Raw genomic sequence first — 14,074 nt, 5'->3', positions numbered from 1 at the left:
CAAAATAGTTTATGCATTGCTATGGTTTATCTGCATCAAGTTGCCTTATGGCAACCACCAATGGTCCGGTAGCTTGAGAGGATCGCCTTCGGGTAGCTACGAAAACACTCCTGTAGCCTGAAAGGGAGAACACATCAGTGTGGTAAATCTGCTCGCTCCTGGAAGCAGATATCGTCAAAACATGCGCACCTACGACGCGACGATGGGGGTACATTAATCACACCAAAGCTTGGCTTTTACATACGCCTACGCCCTCAGACAATGCATCCTCAATGATGCTTTTCTTCACTTGCGTTATGAGATTTGTCAGGGATACGCCCTGAGCTGCATACGACTTTTGCTATGACGCCTAGGCCCATTTGGAACATTTGGGCGCTTGCGGAAGACGCATCAGGAGCATGAAGCTGCGCGGCGTCACTTTGGATCGAGTGAAACGAGAACAAAGTGACGCGCGCAGCGCATAACGGTCAAACGCACGTACAGTGCGGTTTTCAGCATGCCGGTACATTCTGACGTGCACGTATTACGTGTTTTCAGATGCTCAGCTGGCTATTTATTAACCATGACGCGACGTTAACGAACAACCCGTTAAGGGCGTTTTATTAGAAGGAGAATGATCGACTCGGTATCGATGGCGACATCAGGAAACTGGTGTACGGAGGCAGACTGACTAACGTCAGCACGGCGCAAGCCGCAAACAGGTCAGAGACCTGGGGAGCCTCGCAAGAACTCAACATTTCGCCGCCCCGATGCACAGATACCAGTCGAGACGCAGGAAGCGCAAAAGCAACCGTGTCATCGGGGAAGAGATGTACAGTTTCAGAGTCATACAGCTGTGGGTTGATGGGCTTACAGCTGTAGGTTCTGAAGGAGATAAAAATTGTCTGTTAAATTAGGTAAGCAGCTCGTCACGCTCGCACGTCAGGGTGGAGGAAGTTTTAAAACGGTTTCTGATCGTTCAAAGATTGCCAGTCGCTTTTCTGAGCGACTGGCAACCCTTAATATTCAGATTCGGGACGTTAGCCATATTAAAATCAGGCATCTCGAAAATTATATTCGTAGCCGTCAGGATGAAAGTATCTCGTCACGCACCCTGCAAAATGAAATGGCCGCTTTACGTTCAATCCTTTCACAAGGCGGACTTAACGTCTGGCTAATCCTGCACATGAGAAATTAAGTAATAAGGCACTGAATATTTCAGGAGCCAGTCGGGAAGGCACTAAAGTTGCCATTTCGGACGAACGTTTCAGAGAAATTATTTTAACCGTTTCAGAAAAGACAGTGGGGTTGCGTTAGGTGTTCAGCTCGCCAGATATATTGGGCTACGTGCAGAGGAAACGGTTCAGTCGGCAAAATCACTTAAGACCTGGCGAAAAAATTTAGAAGCCGGAAATAATAATGTTCGAGTTGTGTTTGGCTCTAAAGGAGGGCGTCCACGTGATGCCACCGTTTGTGATAAAGAGAAGGTTGTTAACCTGTTAAATGAACCTATTCGCTACATAGAACGAAATAACGGTAAATTAATCGATAAACCAACGCTTCATCAGGCGCTTGACCGTTATCATAACGTATTACGTGAAAGTGGAATGACCGGGTTCCATGCGCCTCACAGTCTCAGGTATGCTTATTCAAAGGATGCCGTAAATCATCATTTAGAAAATGGCATGAGTCGCAAAGAGGCTGAGGCTTTAGTGTCAATGGATCTTGGGCACGGTGATGGACGTGGTGCTTAAGTTGCCCGGATTTATAACCGGACAGATGAGTAAGATGAATAAAAGGCTCTTGTAATTTGCCTTAAGCAAACGCTATTATTTAAACGCTTCTTATGTTGTCTTCGGACAACCATCAATGTTCTGTAGCTTGAGATGACCGCCTTCGGGTAGATGCAAACAACACTCCTGTAGCCTGAAAAGGGAGAACACATCAGTGTGGTACATTTGCCCGCCTTTGGAAGCAGATATCGTCAATCACGGCTCCTACCGCCTGACGATGAAGATACATTCAACCATCCGGCTCCGCCCCACATCCTTCGGGCAAACATTCCCGACAGGAGCAATGTTTCTCTGTTTTCTGAAGAAACCATGTCCATAACCCGCTCGTTTCTGAATGAGTTGCGTACGCCCTTCGATCTGGTCCTTTCCGTTGCAATCCGCGTTGCATCTGAATGTCCTGACCTTAAGGCTGCACTCAGGGGAACATCGTGGCTTGCTTCACCTTCCGGTCATTATGAATTTCGTTCACTCGTCTGGTTTGAAGATCAACGTTACATCGCCATTTTCAAGGCAAGAATATTACTAAACGGCCAGCCGGACGATGAATTCATTTTAAGCGTGCACGGTAAGTACTTTACGCACACAGCTCCAGCGAAAGCCACTCAGCATGCCACGCCGGTTGTTTCTTGAGCAGAGCCTATTTCCGCTTGATAAAATAGGCTGGATAATTATTCGCCTGTACGCTTTGAGCAGTGACGGTGCCATTTCCCATCCTATGAAAAATGCAGCTGCAGCTGGCAACGCCGGGAAAAGGCAGAGCATCAAAAGAGATTATCAGCAGGATACTCCGGATGTAATGCATCACGGGCTGACTCAACTTCTGTAAACGCGTCATGTATGAAAAGAGTAGGGTTAGAGGAAATATATGCGCGTAGCATCATGAGCCATTGTCATTTAGTGATGCAGAAACGTTCGATCCGCACTGGCTTAAATAGTGGCTGCAGCCTGCCTGAGCAGTAACCGCACTATCAGCGCCACGGCAAAAACAATCATCAGTGAAATCCGGCTTGATCCCACAATGCTTCATCATCGCAGCCATCCCCAGGTGATTGAGGCCCGTCTGGGCTCAGCTCAAAGTCCTGAAGAATTGAACCGTCGTGCCGCACTCGGCCAGACAGGATGCTCACCGGGTTCGGATTCCGAACTCAGCTTAAAAATGCATGATCATAAGCCCGGTTCGGATTCCGAACACAGTGAGAGTGCCCGGAATAACAGCCGGGTTCGGAATCCGAACAGTTACGTACGTAGTTTTACTAATAATACAGATAAAACATACGTAACCGGTTCGGTTTGCCTGTCAGATGATTTCGGCTCACTGCTGAAACCAGAAGACCGTGACATGGTTAACCGCCAGCTGCAGGCGCTGTCACCTGAGTAATCCGCCCTGGTGCTGTCGAATGTAATTCGTGCGTAGCGTGAAGGCAGCCTGCAAAACCCGCTTGGCTGGTTGCTGACGGTGCTTCAAAGAGGCCCGGCAGGGAGGGCTATATCCTGCAAAAAACGTTCGAAAAATACCTGATCACATGAGCCCTTCATCACGCCCTAAACTGCGGCTCTTTAAGCCTTCCCGTACTGAAAGCCGGCAGACGTGCAGTGAAGAGCGTGTAAAAGAAATCGTTCAAAGCCTGCGCGCGTCTGTTGGAACTCAAAAAAATGATTAGCCGGTCAATGTGTGTTCAAAAAGTGAGCGCTGTTGCACCGCGCAACAGAGGTTAAAAAGTGAGCAGTGTTGCACCGTGCAACAGTGGTCATAAATTAAGCGCCATAGGTAGATAACAAATTTTACGTTTCAAATATCTGATTTCGAATTGTTTACGGTCCTCTAAGGAATGAGGATCGTCACTCAACTTACGAAAGCCTTTGCCAACCAGGAGACAGCTATGGCCGAACAGATAACCCTCTCAAGCAGCGCCCCGGCGGTCAAAGGGTTAGTATCCACGCTGGCGAATTCATTCGCAAAGGTTCTCAAGTCTACATTGAGGGGCAACTGCGCACCCGCAAGTGGCAGGATCAAAACGGACAGGATAAATACTCGACGAAATTTTCGTGAACGTTGGCGGCACTGAGCAGATTTTAGGTGACCGTGCACAAAACAGCGTTCAGCAGCAGTACAGTGGCAACCGTGGGCAGCCTAAATATACGCCATTACAGCCTAAAATCGCTCCGCAACAAAAATGCAGTGGAAATAACGGTAAGGGCAATTGTAGCTCGCAACGAGACAAGGACGCTCAGCCCGTGTCTCAGCAGCCAGCGGCGCAGTCGCAGCCTGCAGGAGAATGCGATGACCTCGATGGCGAAACATGCATCGTCCTCTCTCTGACCCCTCGCTGCGTTTAGACCGCTTCAGTAATTTTCACCATAATCCTTTATAGGTTATGACGATGTCTGCAACACTACGGCTAAACAGTTTTCGTTTCTTTTACTACTTTAACGAAGGTAATCCACGCGAACCTGCTCATATTTATGTGAGAAAGGCCGGTACAGAAGTAAAATTCTGACTGTCGACGGTTGAAAACTTGCAAATTTATTGGGTTTTATTACAGAACTGTAAAAGAGCTGACGTAAGTTATAAGGCAACACCAACTCATGCTTTTGGAGGCCTGGAATGATTATTTCAACTAAGAACGTTCGGTTCGATAATCACATGATGTGGGTCGAACTCTCAGACGAGCGGATAATCGGCGTACCACTTTCATGGTTTCCCCGGCTTCGCAACGCCTCTGCCGAACAGCTTAAAGATTACGAAATGTCTCCCCATGGTATTCACTGGGACGCACTGGACGAAAATATCTCAATCGATGGCCTGCTACAGGGACGCGGTGATATAACGCACCCGCCGCATTAGGTCACCTGAAGGTGCAGATAACAAAACGCTGACTTTGGTCGGCGTTTTGTTAAAACGCAAAAAGAGATGTTGATACAAGCATGCTGCAGAGTTGAGCACAGTGAAGCCTGTTTTATCTATACCGGAACTTTTCAGATCAAATTTAACGCCATCTTTGCCGCTTGCGCTGGTGGTGGAATGCGTTCAGCAGCCCCAGCAGCACCAGTTCCCCCGGTAAGACATTCACTCAAAATTCAGGCATCAGCTGATAATGTTTATGAGCGAACCTCCTAAGTGGTTCGCTACGACCGCTACCTGCTGGCCAGCACAGTTCAGCAGGCCGTGCAGCGCCTTCATAAACCACCTGAGGCCGGCACGCTCACCGTCTAAACAGTCGGGGTTAAAGAAAATAAACGCGCTGATGGCCACTATCCCCGAAGGCACCATGCTGTGCTTGACGGTTGTTCCAGGTCACAGGACACTCTGGAAGAGAAATTTACCCAACCAGCACCGAGTGGTGGAACAAAGCTGATACAGGCTGCAGTCTTGCGTCGTCGATTAGGCTACCCCGGGATTATGGATCCGTCTGTAGGCCGCTATGACCATGATCGGTGGCAATGCGGCTAACTATAAGGAGGCCATTATCCGCCGGTTGTGGAGGAAACGCCGATTTTACACTTTATAACTCTGATGCGCAGCGTAGCTGCGATCGGCGGCACAACATACACTTGTAGTTACAACACACAATAACACTCCTGTTAACCCCACACACCGAGCTGAACCTGAACCCCGCGCCCCTCTCAGCCAGGACCCGAGCCGTACCTGCACCCCGGTTGCCCTCACTGACCAGCCGCCGCCGCCCGGCCCGCAGGGCCGGTAAGTCGTTTAATGCTTTTAGTTGAATGCTGTAACTACTGGGTTCTTCGTTGCTATGAGTGTTGCCGCGGGTTCTTTCTTTCGTCTCCGACCGTCTGACTTCAGAGCGCCTGAGAGGTCGCTGCTTCAAAGGCGGTCGGGCAGGGAAGTGTCCGTATGGCTGACGGGCGCGCATATCATGAGGGGAAGAAGCTTTTTATATCATTGGGTCGGCAGACAGATTGAGGCCGTCAGGAGGGCGGGCAACACGGCCGGTGGAGGTAAAACTGTCAAATCTTGGTGAATTACATTTTCTTACATGGGCATTTAATTCTGTACAACTAAGCTCAAGAAATAAACTCAGAATAAAAACAAAAGTGATGGCACGCAACTTTATGAAAATAAAACAATAGCACTTTTTGCAACAAAAACACACCTGTACCAAAACACAATCCGTGTACAAGTTTGAAGTAACTGTATAACTTTACGCTCAGACAGAGCCGATAAATTTTAACCATCTGAGAGGTTGCCCATGCGTCAGAACGTTAATACACACCCGGATACTGCCAGCGACATTGCTCATTTTCATAACATTTCAGCACACGCTAACCAGCAGGAGACAATGGGGCAAGTCGTGGTTGAAATTTTTCAGGCCGGTAAAACCCTAAATCGCAAAGCGATCTGCTCAGTTTTACTGAAGCGTCTTGAGAATGCGGCGAGCGCGCATGAAGAGCGACACTACCAGTCACTGATTGCCATGCTCTTCTGATGCCGGGCGTGCCTGTAATACCGGTCTGAACCTGTACTTCAGACAAGACACCCGCCGTGGTGTCTTATTTTTTTACCCTGGGTGGTCAATACCGTAGAGGCGGAAATGAGCAACTACGAAAACAGCAAACTCAAAGATATTGTTCTTGGTGAGGCGAGCGTCCAGCTGCTTTGCGCGGGTAGCAGAATCAGCGCACAGTCGCTCAGAGAGCACCTGGAAAAGATGATGGCAGATGAGGCGGTTCCGACACGGACATCAGCCCTGAAGCTGGCTCTTGAAGAAATAGCCCCCAAAGCTTTCACAGAATGAAGATGCCGCTCAGTCTCTTTTAGCCGGTTTTGACCCCAGCGGTGCCGGTGACAACGATTAACACTTAACTGTAAAGCAGTATTTTGCAAACCACAGGGACTTCAGAGAAAGCGGCTCGTAAACCGTTATCTCAAAAACTCATTAACTTCCGAAAGGAATATGGAATTAAAATGCAGCAATCTACCCACATCCAGACCACCGAAGCAGCGATCATTCATCACTTCCGCGATGCGGGAGACGACTTGTCTGCCGAAACGAAGGTGCTGGATGCGGCTATCAGGACCATAGTCATTGAAGGCAGAAAGGTAACAACTTAAATGCTTATCCTGTGCCTCGTTGCCGAAATCGAGAATGAAACTGGCGTTGTTCATCTCGATGTGCTGCGCAAGACACTGGAAATTGTGCTGGGCCGTACGCCCGAAAGTGAAAGGGCGTAGCATTAACGGCGTGAAATTAAGTAAAGGATATTGATTAGCGATTCACAGCTGCAGGTACAAAGATTCTGTTCATGAAACAAGAGAGTATCGCGCCCGCCAGCCTTGACGTATTGGTCTGGCGACACACTGAAAACTAACGTCAGTGCATCTGGCGGGCCAGCATTCTGATAGCAGCCCGACAGGCATTACGCACATCCTGACCAGCATCTGTTTCGCCCATCGCATGAAGAGCCGTGGTAATTTCGTGAAGTGTGAGGTGTTCACCCGGCTTTAGAAGGCGTGCTACTACCGTCCCGATGACGGCGTAGATATCTTCGGCGGCGTCGTCATTATTCACATGACCTCCGTCCGTATGTGGATAGATGTACAGTCTATCAAAATACCCCGCTTACAGAAACCGTAGCGGCCAGGCCTGAAGGTGTATTAATGCAGTTTGGGACGTGATGGCTCGTGCTGCCCGGATCCCGGCCTGGTTTCCTTCCCTCCGGATTTTGACTGCATTTCCTGCCTGACCTCATCAATCGCACGCTGAATGGCCTGGCTCCGGACTTCACTGGTTTCTTTGTTCATCGCCGACTGCAATTTTTGCAGCAGGGCGTGCCATGAAATGGCTGCCCGGGTTTCCAGAAGCTCGGTCACGGCTTCACCGATGAGAATTTCCGTCATATCATCTTCAGGTGTATTTTTCATAAATTTTCCGGCAGGTGTCACTTCAGAACATTTTACCACAGGTCCAACCTCCCGTAACACAACCTGATTCAGAGATTATTGGAGTGTAATACCCGCGAAGAAACTACATCTCCACATCAGGTTTATTCTGCACGTCTCTGATTTCACAATCTGGTTAAGCTGAAAAAGTACCACGTTAATTTTATGTTTTACCTGACCTTTTTTGCGGGTTTACTGCTTTTTACACCAGCCGGAAGTGCATCATCATCCAGCCGGTAAAGAGGGATGTCATGACGGCCGCTGTAACGGGCGGCCCAGACCATAGCGCCTTTACCATCTTCAACATATTTTGAACCCAGTGGCTCTATGATGGCCCAAGGTTTAGACAACGCGCGCCTGTAATCCAGAATTTCCCGGGCCATTTCCCTGATTTCGGGGACATCATCAATTTCATTTTCAGCGATGCTCTGCATACGTTCGTTACTGATCATACATTTGCTCCTGCAAATTTTCAGTAGACCCAAAAGGCTTTTCAAATCCTGAGCTGCCTCAGCCCCCACATCTTTACAATTTTAAATGGCCCTCAAACTTGCAAAGCCGCTGACTGCGACTAATCTGGGCGGACCAGTGAAAAAAGTAAAAGCCTGCGAATAATTAGAATAGGAATAATTATGATAATGAGCGAGTTTCTGGAGCGGGTTAACCGCTGGCCAGCTATGCATTTCACAGCAATTGAATGCGAAAATCGGGATGGGGGATATGAAATTTATCTTCTCGATCAGAGCCATCAGACGGTCAGCCGGTTACTGATTTACCGTACTCCCGATCAGCAACATGCCAGCGCGATGACGGGGCATTTTCGGAGCTGGCTTGATAAGTTCAACAGAAAAAGGACACAGGTTCAGCCGAAGCTAGCGGGCAACAGCATTCTGGATAAATCCTCTGCAGCGCTTGCAAGGGTAAGAGGGAGAACGCCTCAGCAAAGTACTGCGGCAAGATCCGTTTAACTCTTTTAAGTGTGATATAGACAAGCCAGCAGCCGAGAGCAGGCAGTAACCGGACGTCTTCCGGGAAATTACCCGGAAGAGTCCCTGATATCTGATGACGATTACATCGCTTCTCTGGACTCGGGCCAGGCAACAGCAGCACCGCCAGGGGAAAACAGACTCCCCTGAAAATCGATTATCCCTGCGGCTTCCAGCCACATCCACTCTTCCGGATGCTCAATGCCGGCGGCTATGATATTGATTTCAAGCGCTGAACAGCATCTGATAACGGCATGGACAACCGCCTGCTTAGGACCGCTGCGGTGAATATGGCGGATGATACCGGCGTCAATGCGAACCCTGTCAGGCTGAACGGTTGCCAGCAGAGAAAGTCCTGCAGAACCGTCGCCAAAGTTATCGATTGAAATGCTTATGCCCGCCTGTCTGAGATAGCGGATGGCGCGCGTAAATTCGTCCAGTTGCGATATGACTTCTCTTTCACTGACCCCAAAGATAACCTGCTCAGGCACAAGCCCTGCGGATTCAATCGCACTGACTATCTGGCCAACAGCGCCCGGAATCGCTACCAGCGTCATGGGCAGAATGGTGACATAAAGTGGGATCCCGTCGGGGCAGGCTTTACCGGCTTTTTTCAGCGCAAGGCATACTGCACCAAGGTCATATTCATAGCGCTCATCATCATTAAGGCCGTCCTGTAATCTGTCAGGAATAGCTTCAATAGCCGTCACTTCACGACCCAGCGGATCCACTACCGGTCTGAAGCTGATGCCCGTATCCCCGTAAGTAACGGGATCGTTGTCCGCCGGAACAAACTCCCAGTAGTCAGGGGGAAGCACTTCGAAATAGTTTTCTTTCTCGCGCGATTCGACGAAGGTTCTCAGGAACTGGAGTCCGCGATCGTCATAAGTCAGCCGGTAGCGGGAGGTGCCTCTGTCCAGTACCGCCTGCAACACGGTCTCCTGAGCATGGGTTCTCAAATCAAAGAGCTCCATACCTGCATTACCGAACCGGCGTGAGGGGGAATAATCCCGCATCAGTTCCACGACGTTATGATGGCGCCTGTCTGAGCAGATCCGCGCATAAACTTCCTGTACACCTGCTTCAGGCCCTTCAAGGATCTGAAAGAAATGCGTGCCATTAAACAGCAGAATACCCGTGACGTTCCGGCTCGCGTTGAAACCGCTCGCCTGGCTTACCATACCCGGCAGAATTTTGACGGGTACATCGTCTAAAATATGGCTTCTGTATATTATAGTTGTCAGCATGCTCTGCTCCGCTTAATTATGATTGTCCACGCACACCATAGCAGTCTGTATGCTTTACGGACACCTTATTATTAGCGGAGCGCAAGCTAAAAAATTATTTATTTATGCAGCAATGCTGTTGAGTTCTCCAAAAGAATGCACAATTGAAACACTTCGGAACGCGTGACAACGACACCTGAAAACCAACCATAATTTCCCTTAAAATCGGACAGAAATAACACTTACACCTTGTTGAAGATGAACAAGAACGCTTTTCGATTAGGAATTCATAAATTTTCTTTACGGACATATATTTCCAATAATAAGCCATGACAAAAGATCGTTGCTGCCGTTATTAACTTAATCAAAAAAAAATAATAAAATCTCACTGTATCGATCAGATGAATTTATTAACAACTTTTTTGCAGTGCGTCAGTTCACCGCAATGTGTCTCGACAATTAATTTAAGTTAGTTACAGGATAATCAGGATTTAGCAGTCTTTTTAAGTTAGCCAGTACATAAAGAATAACGATACTCAAAACTGCTGATTGTTTACGATTCGCCGCCGTCATTGAAAGGTGAAGACGGAGGGAGGCGGGACCAGAAAGGGGGCAGAAACCAGGGCACATAATCCTGATAAAAGAGCCCCCGGGCTTTCACCACGGGGTCAATAACTCAATTCATACAAAAAGATTTCACAACTAGCGCAGGGAGTGTAGCAGCGGATCGACTAACCACTCGACTTAACTCAAATTTTCTGAAAATTAATCAATTATTCTGTTTAGGAATTTTATCCCGGCAAAATCTACTGTATTGCCTACAGTTGGTGGTGAGGTTGTTATTAACGTTAATGGAGGAATTAATTTGTCTATTCAACACGACGGGAAAGGGCACGTCATCATTGGCGAAGCGGCACTAAGCCTTGCACTCAGCGAGCGGGAGATTAGCATTGAGTCTCTCATTGCGGAACTGGGTTTCATGTCCAGAGCAGGCGGCAGCAATGCGAGGCTCACTGAAATTTCGGAGGCCACCAGCTGGCTGAGAAGTTTTCATGAGCCGGAGCAGGCCTTCCGCCATGTGCCATACCTGCAAACGCTTGCAGGCCTGAACGACGAGAAGAACTGACGCCAGGAGACGTAGTCCGGCTCTGGCCGGAAAACGACAACGTGAATGACCTCATCGGTTGCGCCATCGCGTGAACCGGCCGGAGAAACTGTCAGGGACGACACTTTCTTCATCGTATCAGCATCTTATCACTCCGGTCTTCAAGGTCAGGCATCTGCATGCTGAGATGCCATTTCAGAAGTAGAGCATGTCACCATTCCTTTTTAAACAACATGCCCAGAAGCGCGCGTAAATGCCTTTCTTCTTCTGGATCGTGAGCTTCATCGATTCGCCCTACAAGCTTAAGGCAGATAGCGTTACGGGTCAGGCGCCTTTCCTGCCTGAGAATTTCGACGGTAATATTCCCCAGCAATTCCATCTGAACCGGATCGGTAATTTGGTTTAAATAGCCAGGCAGCCCCGTATCTTTTCCGGGGGGTAAGCCGTCCTGTCGCATCATCATTCCTGCGTAATAGTCATTTCACAGTGCGAAACGTAATTTAACTCATAAATAATGTACAGATAAGATTCTCGTTTCAAAACATGCTTTCAGAATACCTTATATGTCGTATGACAGATATGGGCCTTCTAAGTTTAAATTGTTAAGCCTAGCTCTAGGGGGATTACTATTTTTTGCACTATATTTCAATGGGTTGTGTTGTTGCCTTTCCGTCTCGCTTAGTTATTATGCACGTTATATAAAGGACAAAAACTCATAAATTAAAATAGCTCGTTACTTTTTATAAAAAATGAAATACTCATCCTGAATAATTATCTGCATTCTGGTTTAATAACGTCAGGTCGACAGGGCTCGTTTAGCCTCCTGAAGTGAGGTTCGAATGAAAATGGTCTGGTATTGTAACGCAGAGCTCGATATTCACATCGCTCTACTGAAGCGGTTTATAGGCGAAGGTGAATTTAACCTGGCCGTTCTTGAACAGAATGCGCCTCACGCTGTTAATGCTGAGCGATTCTCTGCGCTCATTAACGCACGTATCGATGTTCTGGCAGAAGACAGGCAGGCTCTGGATATGGTGGTGCGTGAAAAAAATATGCGCACCACCTACTGCGTATTGCCATGAAAAGTTAATTACTGATATCCCCGATATTGGCATAGCGCGGTTTTCAGGTGTGTAGGGTTTAACTTTGTATAAAAGATCGCAGACTGTTCTCTCCCCCGGCAGTAATGCCCGCGGCCATTCACCCCACAAGGGGCATCTGTGAACTCTCCCACCACCAAAACCGTCTGCGGAATGACAGGTTTACTTCCGGGAATACTTCGCAACTGGCGGCGTGCAGGCCTTGTTGGCGCACCCGCCCTGCCTGACGGGTATTCCGATGCGCAGCTGACCCACATTTATCAGATTCTTAATCTGACAGCCTCCGGCGATGCGCTGAGCGAAGTACGCCTGCGACTGAACGGGTATCCTGCGCCTGCCAGCGGCTGGGAGCAGCGCCGGAAGGAACTGCATGTTCAGTTGGACAATCCTTCCAGTGAGCATCTGCAGGATCGCATCCGACAGACAGGGAGCGACTACTGCAGCGATGACTTTGTAAACTGCTATCTCAGACCGCTAAATTTAACGTTACGCAGTGCCCGCAGACCGGACGCTCCGTTGCGACAGTCGCGCTTTCACAATGCAGTCGTGCAGCTTGCGCACACCATGATCAACGCATCATACCGTCGTCATGCCGTACCGGTTTTTCCTGGAAGCCGTCAGCGTTGATGACGCCACGGAGATATTGATGGAAGCGATCCGCCTCACCGGACAGGGTTGCCGGGTCGAGATATGCCCTGACGTGACAGGCTACCCCGCCAGTGCATCAGAACATCATAAGCACCATTTGATGTGGTGTGGAGCGGGTTCAGTCCGCTGATAAAGTGGAATTTCAGGCAAAAATGTCGTGAAGACCTTCCCGCCATGCTGTGTGGCCCGGATCAGTCGCTCCTGGCTGACCTCGTGACAGATGATATGAAATGACTTATACCCGCTGTCTGGCGGGGCAGCGATCATTACTACGCTTCACAGCGTCGCAGGTGTTGTATCAGCCAATCACTGTGCCCTAACATCTCCTATATACATGCCTCATGACTTCGGCGGATAGCTAACCTGGCAGGCAGAGCCCTGTAAGCGTCGCAGGACCGGTCACGACTCAGGCAGGTGCTAATCACCTTATAAAATCAGATATACCGATATCTGCAGTTTTATACTCAGCGGCTGACTTCCGGAAGCAGGCCTTCCTGAAACGTGGTCAGTCACAGTCGGTATTACAGGTTAATGACCGGAACACGAAGTTGAGGATTCATTCTGACTGACGTCAGACACAGCTTCCTTATCTGCCATCATTAAAACAAATACAGGTACCCATTAATGTGCCACCCGTGCGACTCTGGCGAAACTCTGAACGTGACCCTCACAGGAGGAGGGCACCGCGCATATTCTGCCGTCTTGGTTATAATTTTTCTGGATTAAACCTTAACCGGAACAAGATGATGCAGAACAATGACGACATCCTTTCAGCACTGACTGACACCAGATTGGCCAGTTTCATGCGCAGCGCTGGACCTGAGGCCAAAGACGAAGCCGCTTTGCTGAATGAGGTGATATGCAGCGTACTGCCCGCAGAGGGTCGCGTGACCAATAAATCCCTCATCCTCCATCTCATCAGGGAACTTGAGTCAGCGTGCAGCGACAGGCAGGCAGACACACTTCGCAGGACGCTTGAAATCGTTGTCGGACACACACCTGATGACTGATTCCCGTTGATGAAAGCAGCGGAAGCGTTCTGACAGACCTCCTGTTCCTGATCGAACGCTTCCGCTGATATACGTCAGCAGGATGCGCAAAAAAGTCACGCCACCGCCTTAATCGTTACCGCCATCTCCACACAAAAAAATATCAGCAGACAGGTTGGTTTACCCTGAATGTTATCAAGGCAGGAATGAGACAGTAATGACCCGTTATAACTCCCGATACGGGTATTCCTTAGCAGCCTGAATACTCTGCTATATTCGAAGGAGTAGTAAACGCAGCGTAAAGTTTTTAAATCAATGTGAATTTGTCAGTGAGTTAAATATGAGC

The 14,074-nt window shown here is 48.7% G+C and carries 19 protein-coding genes and 1 pseudogene; 15 read left to right on the top strand and 5 right to left on the bottom strand.

Annotated elements, in window-relative coordinates:
- The first annotated feature begins 880 nt into the window (after nucleotides 1–880).
- The 10 genes and pseudogenes from LBW88_RS24770 (at nucleotide 881) to LBW88_RS26565 (ending at nucleotide 6,966) form a co-directional block, all read left to right on the top strand.
- Nucleotides 881–1,733: pseudogene (locus LBW88_RS24770) on the top strand (integrase domain-containing protein).
- 348 nt (nucleotides 1,734–2,081) lie between these two features.
- Nucleotides 2,082–2,402 (top strand): hypothetical protein, encoded by a 321-nt coding sequence (locus LBW88_RS24765; RefSeq protein WP_224934511.1) that lies wholly within the window; start codon nucleotides 2,082–2,084, stop codon nucleotides 2,400–2,402.
- A gap of 304 nt (nucleotides 2,403–2,706) precedes the next feature.
- Nucleotides 2,707–3,150, top strand: coding sequence for a hypothetical protein (locus LBW88_RS24760; RefSeq protein WP_224934509.1), 444 nt, complete (start codon nucleotides 2,707–2,709; stop codon nucleotides 3,148–3,150).
- Nucleotides 3,151–3,579: 429 nt separating this feature from the next.
- The gene (locus tag LBW88_RS26685) at nucleotides 3,580–3,822 is read left to right on the top strand and encodes a single-stranded DNA-binding protein (RefSeq protein ID WP_414004112.1); all 243 of its coding nucleotides are present in this window, start codon (nucleotides 3,580–3,582) and stop codon (nucleotides 3,820–3,822) included.
- A 325-nt stretch (nucleotides 3,823–4,147) separates the two neighbouring features.
- Nucleotides 4,148–4,270 carry a DUF4160 domain-containing protein gene (locus tag LBW88_RS26680; RefSeq protein ID WP_414004111.1) on the top strand — a complete coding sequence of 41 codons (123 nt, stop codon included), beginning with the start codon at nucleotides 4,148–4,150 and terminating at the stop codon, nucleotides 4,268–4,270.
- A 107-nt stretch (nucleotides 4,271–4,377) separates the two neighbouring features.
- On the top strand, nucleotides 4,378–4,617 hold the full coding sequence (locus LBW88_RS24745; protein ID WP_224934507.1) for a DUF2442 domain-containing protein: 240 nt from the start codon (nucleotides 4,378–4,380) through the stop codon (nucleotides 4,615–4,617).
- 1,366 nt (nucleotides 4,618–5,983) lie between these two features.
- Nucleotides 5,984–6,220 carry a regulatory protein YcgZ gene (ycgZ, locus tag LBW88_RS24740; protein ID WP_224934505.1) on the top strand — a complete coding sequence of 79 codons (237 nt, stop codon included), beginning with the start codon at nucleotides 5,984–5,986 and terminating at the stop codon, nucleotides 6,218–6,220.
- 105 nt (nucleotides 6,221–6,325) lie between these two features.
- On the top strand, nucleotides 6,326–6,529 hold the full coding sequence (locus LBW88_RS24735) for a hypothetical protein (RefSeq protein WP_224934503.1): 204 nt from the start codon (nucleotides 6,326–6,328) through the stop codon (nucleotides 6,527–6,529).
- 170 nt (nucleotides 6,530–6,699) lie between these two features.
- The gene (locus LBW88_RS26570) at nucleotides 6,700–6,846 is read left to right on the top strand and encodes a hypothetical protein (protein WP_320442546.1); all 147 of its coding nucleotides are present in this window, start codon (nucleotides 6,700–6,702) and stop codon (nucleotides 6,844–6,846) included.
- Complete coding sequence (locus LBW88_RS26565; RefSeq protein ID WP_320442545.1) at nucleotides 6,847–6,966, top strand: biofilm development regulator YmgB/AriR family protein; 120 nt, start codon at nucleotides 6,847–6,849, stop codon at nucleotides 6,964–6,966.
- Nucleotides 6,967–7,105: 139 nt separating this feature from the next.
- Here LBW88_RS26565 and LBW88_RS24725 read toward each other — a convergent pair whose 3' ends face one another.
- The 3 genes from LBW88_RS24725 to LBW88_RS24715 form a co-directional block, all read right to left on the bottom strand.
- Nucleotides 7,106–7,303: a hypothetical protein gene (locus LBW88_RS24725; protein WP_058962403.1), complete on the bottom strand. Its 198-nt coding sequence runs from the start codon at nucleotides 7,301–7,303 to the stop codon at nucleotides 7,106–7,108.
- 86 nt (nucleotides 7,304–7,389) lie between these two features.
- Nucleotides 7,390–7,656 (bottom strand): hypothetical protein, encoded by a 267-nt coding sequence (locus LBW88_RS24720; protein ID WP_224934502.1) that lies wholly within the window; start codon nucleotides 7,654–7,656, stop codon nucleotides 7,390–7,392.
- A 188-nt stretch (nucleotides 7,657–7,844) separates the two neighbouring features.
- Complete coding sequence (locus LBW88_RS24715) at nucleotides 7,845–8,126, bottom strand: hypothetical protein (protein WP_224934500.1); 282 nt, start codon at nucleotides 8,124–8,126, stop codon at nucleotides 7,845–7,847.
- 186 nt (nucleotides 8,127–8,312) lie between these two features.
- On the opposite strand from LBW88_RS24715, the gene LBW88_RS24710 reads away from it, so the two are divergent.
- Nucleotides 8,313–8,642, top strand: a complete 330-nt coding sequence (locus LBW88_RS24710) for a hypothetical protein (protein ID WP_224934498.1) — start codon at nucleotides 8,313–8,315, stop codon at nucleotides 8,640–8,642.
- A gap of 101 nt (nucleotides 8,643–8,743) precedes the next feature.
- On the opposite strand, the gene LBW88_RS24705 is transcribed toward LBW88_RS24710, so the two are convergent.
- Nucleotides 8,744–9,907 (bottom strand): diguanylate phosphodiesterase, encoded by a 1,164-nt coding sequence (locus tag LBW88_RS24705; RefSeq protein WP_224934496.1) that lies wholly within the window; start codon nucleotides 9,905–9,907, stop codon nucleotides 8,744–8,746.
- Between the two features lie 844 nt (nucleotides 9,908–10,751).
- Here LBW88_RS24705 and LBW88_RS24700 point away from each other — a divergent pair.
- Nucleotides 10,752–11,012 carry a hypothetical protein gene (locus LBW88_RS24700; protein ID WP_224934494.1) on the top strand — a complete coding sequence of 87 codons (261 nt, stop codon included), beginning with the start codon at nucleotides 10,752–10,754 and terminating at the stop codon, nucleotides 11,010–11,012.
- A 190-nt stretch (nucleotides 11,013–11,202) separates the two neighbouring features.
- Here LBW88_RS24700 and LBW88_RS24695 read toward each other — a convergent pair whose 3' ends face one another.
- The gene (locus tag LBW88_RS24695) at nucleotides 11,203–11,448 is read right to left on the bottom strand and encodes a biofilm development regulator YmgB/AriR family protein (RefSeq protein WP_224934492.1); all 246 of its coding nucleotides are present in this window, start codon (nucleotides 11,446–11,448) and stop codon (nucleotides 11,203–11,205) included.
- Between the two features lie 382 nt (nucleotides 11,449–11,830).
- Here LBW88_RS24695 and LBW88_RS24690 point away from each other — a divergent pair, with 382 nt between their 5' ends.
- From LBW88_RS24690 to LBW88_RS24680, 3 genes are all read left to right on the top strand, one after another.
- Nucleotides 11,831–12,073, top strand: a complete 243-nt coding sequence (locus tag LBW88_RS24690) for a hypothetical protein (protein ID WP_224934490.1) — start codon at nucleotides 11,831–11,833, stop codon at nucleotides 12,071–12,073.
- A gap of 138 nt (nucleotides 12,074–12,211) precedes the next feature.
- Nucleotides 12,212–12,718, top strand: coding sequence for a hypothetical protein (locus tag LBW88_RS24685; protein ID WP_224934488.1), 507 nt, complete (start codon nucleotides 12,212–12,214; stop codon nucleotides 12,716–12,718).
- A 764-nt stretch (nucleotides 12,719–13,482) separates the two neighbouring features.
- Nucleotides 13,483–13,749 (top strand): biofilm development regulator YmgB/AriR family protein, encoded by a 267-nt coding sequence (locus LBW88_RS24680; protein ID WP_224934486.1) that lies wholly within the window; start codon nucleotides 13,483–13,485, stop codon nucleotides 13,747–13,749.
- Nucleotides 13,750–14,074: the final 325 nt, after the last annotated feature.

This window comes from Pantoea sp. alder81 (assembly GCF_020179835.1).
Lineage (GTDB): Bacteria > Pseudomonadota > Gammaproteobacteria > Enterobacterales > Enterobacteriaceae > Pantoea.
This window is presented reverse-complemented; position numbering and strand designations above follow the sequence as displayed.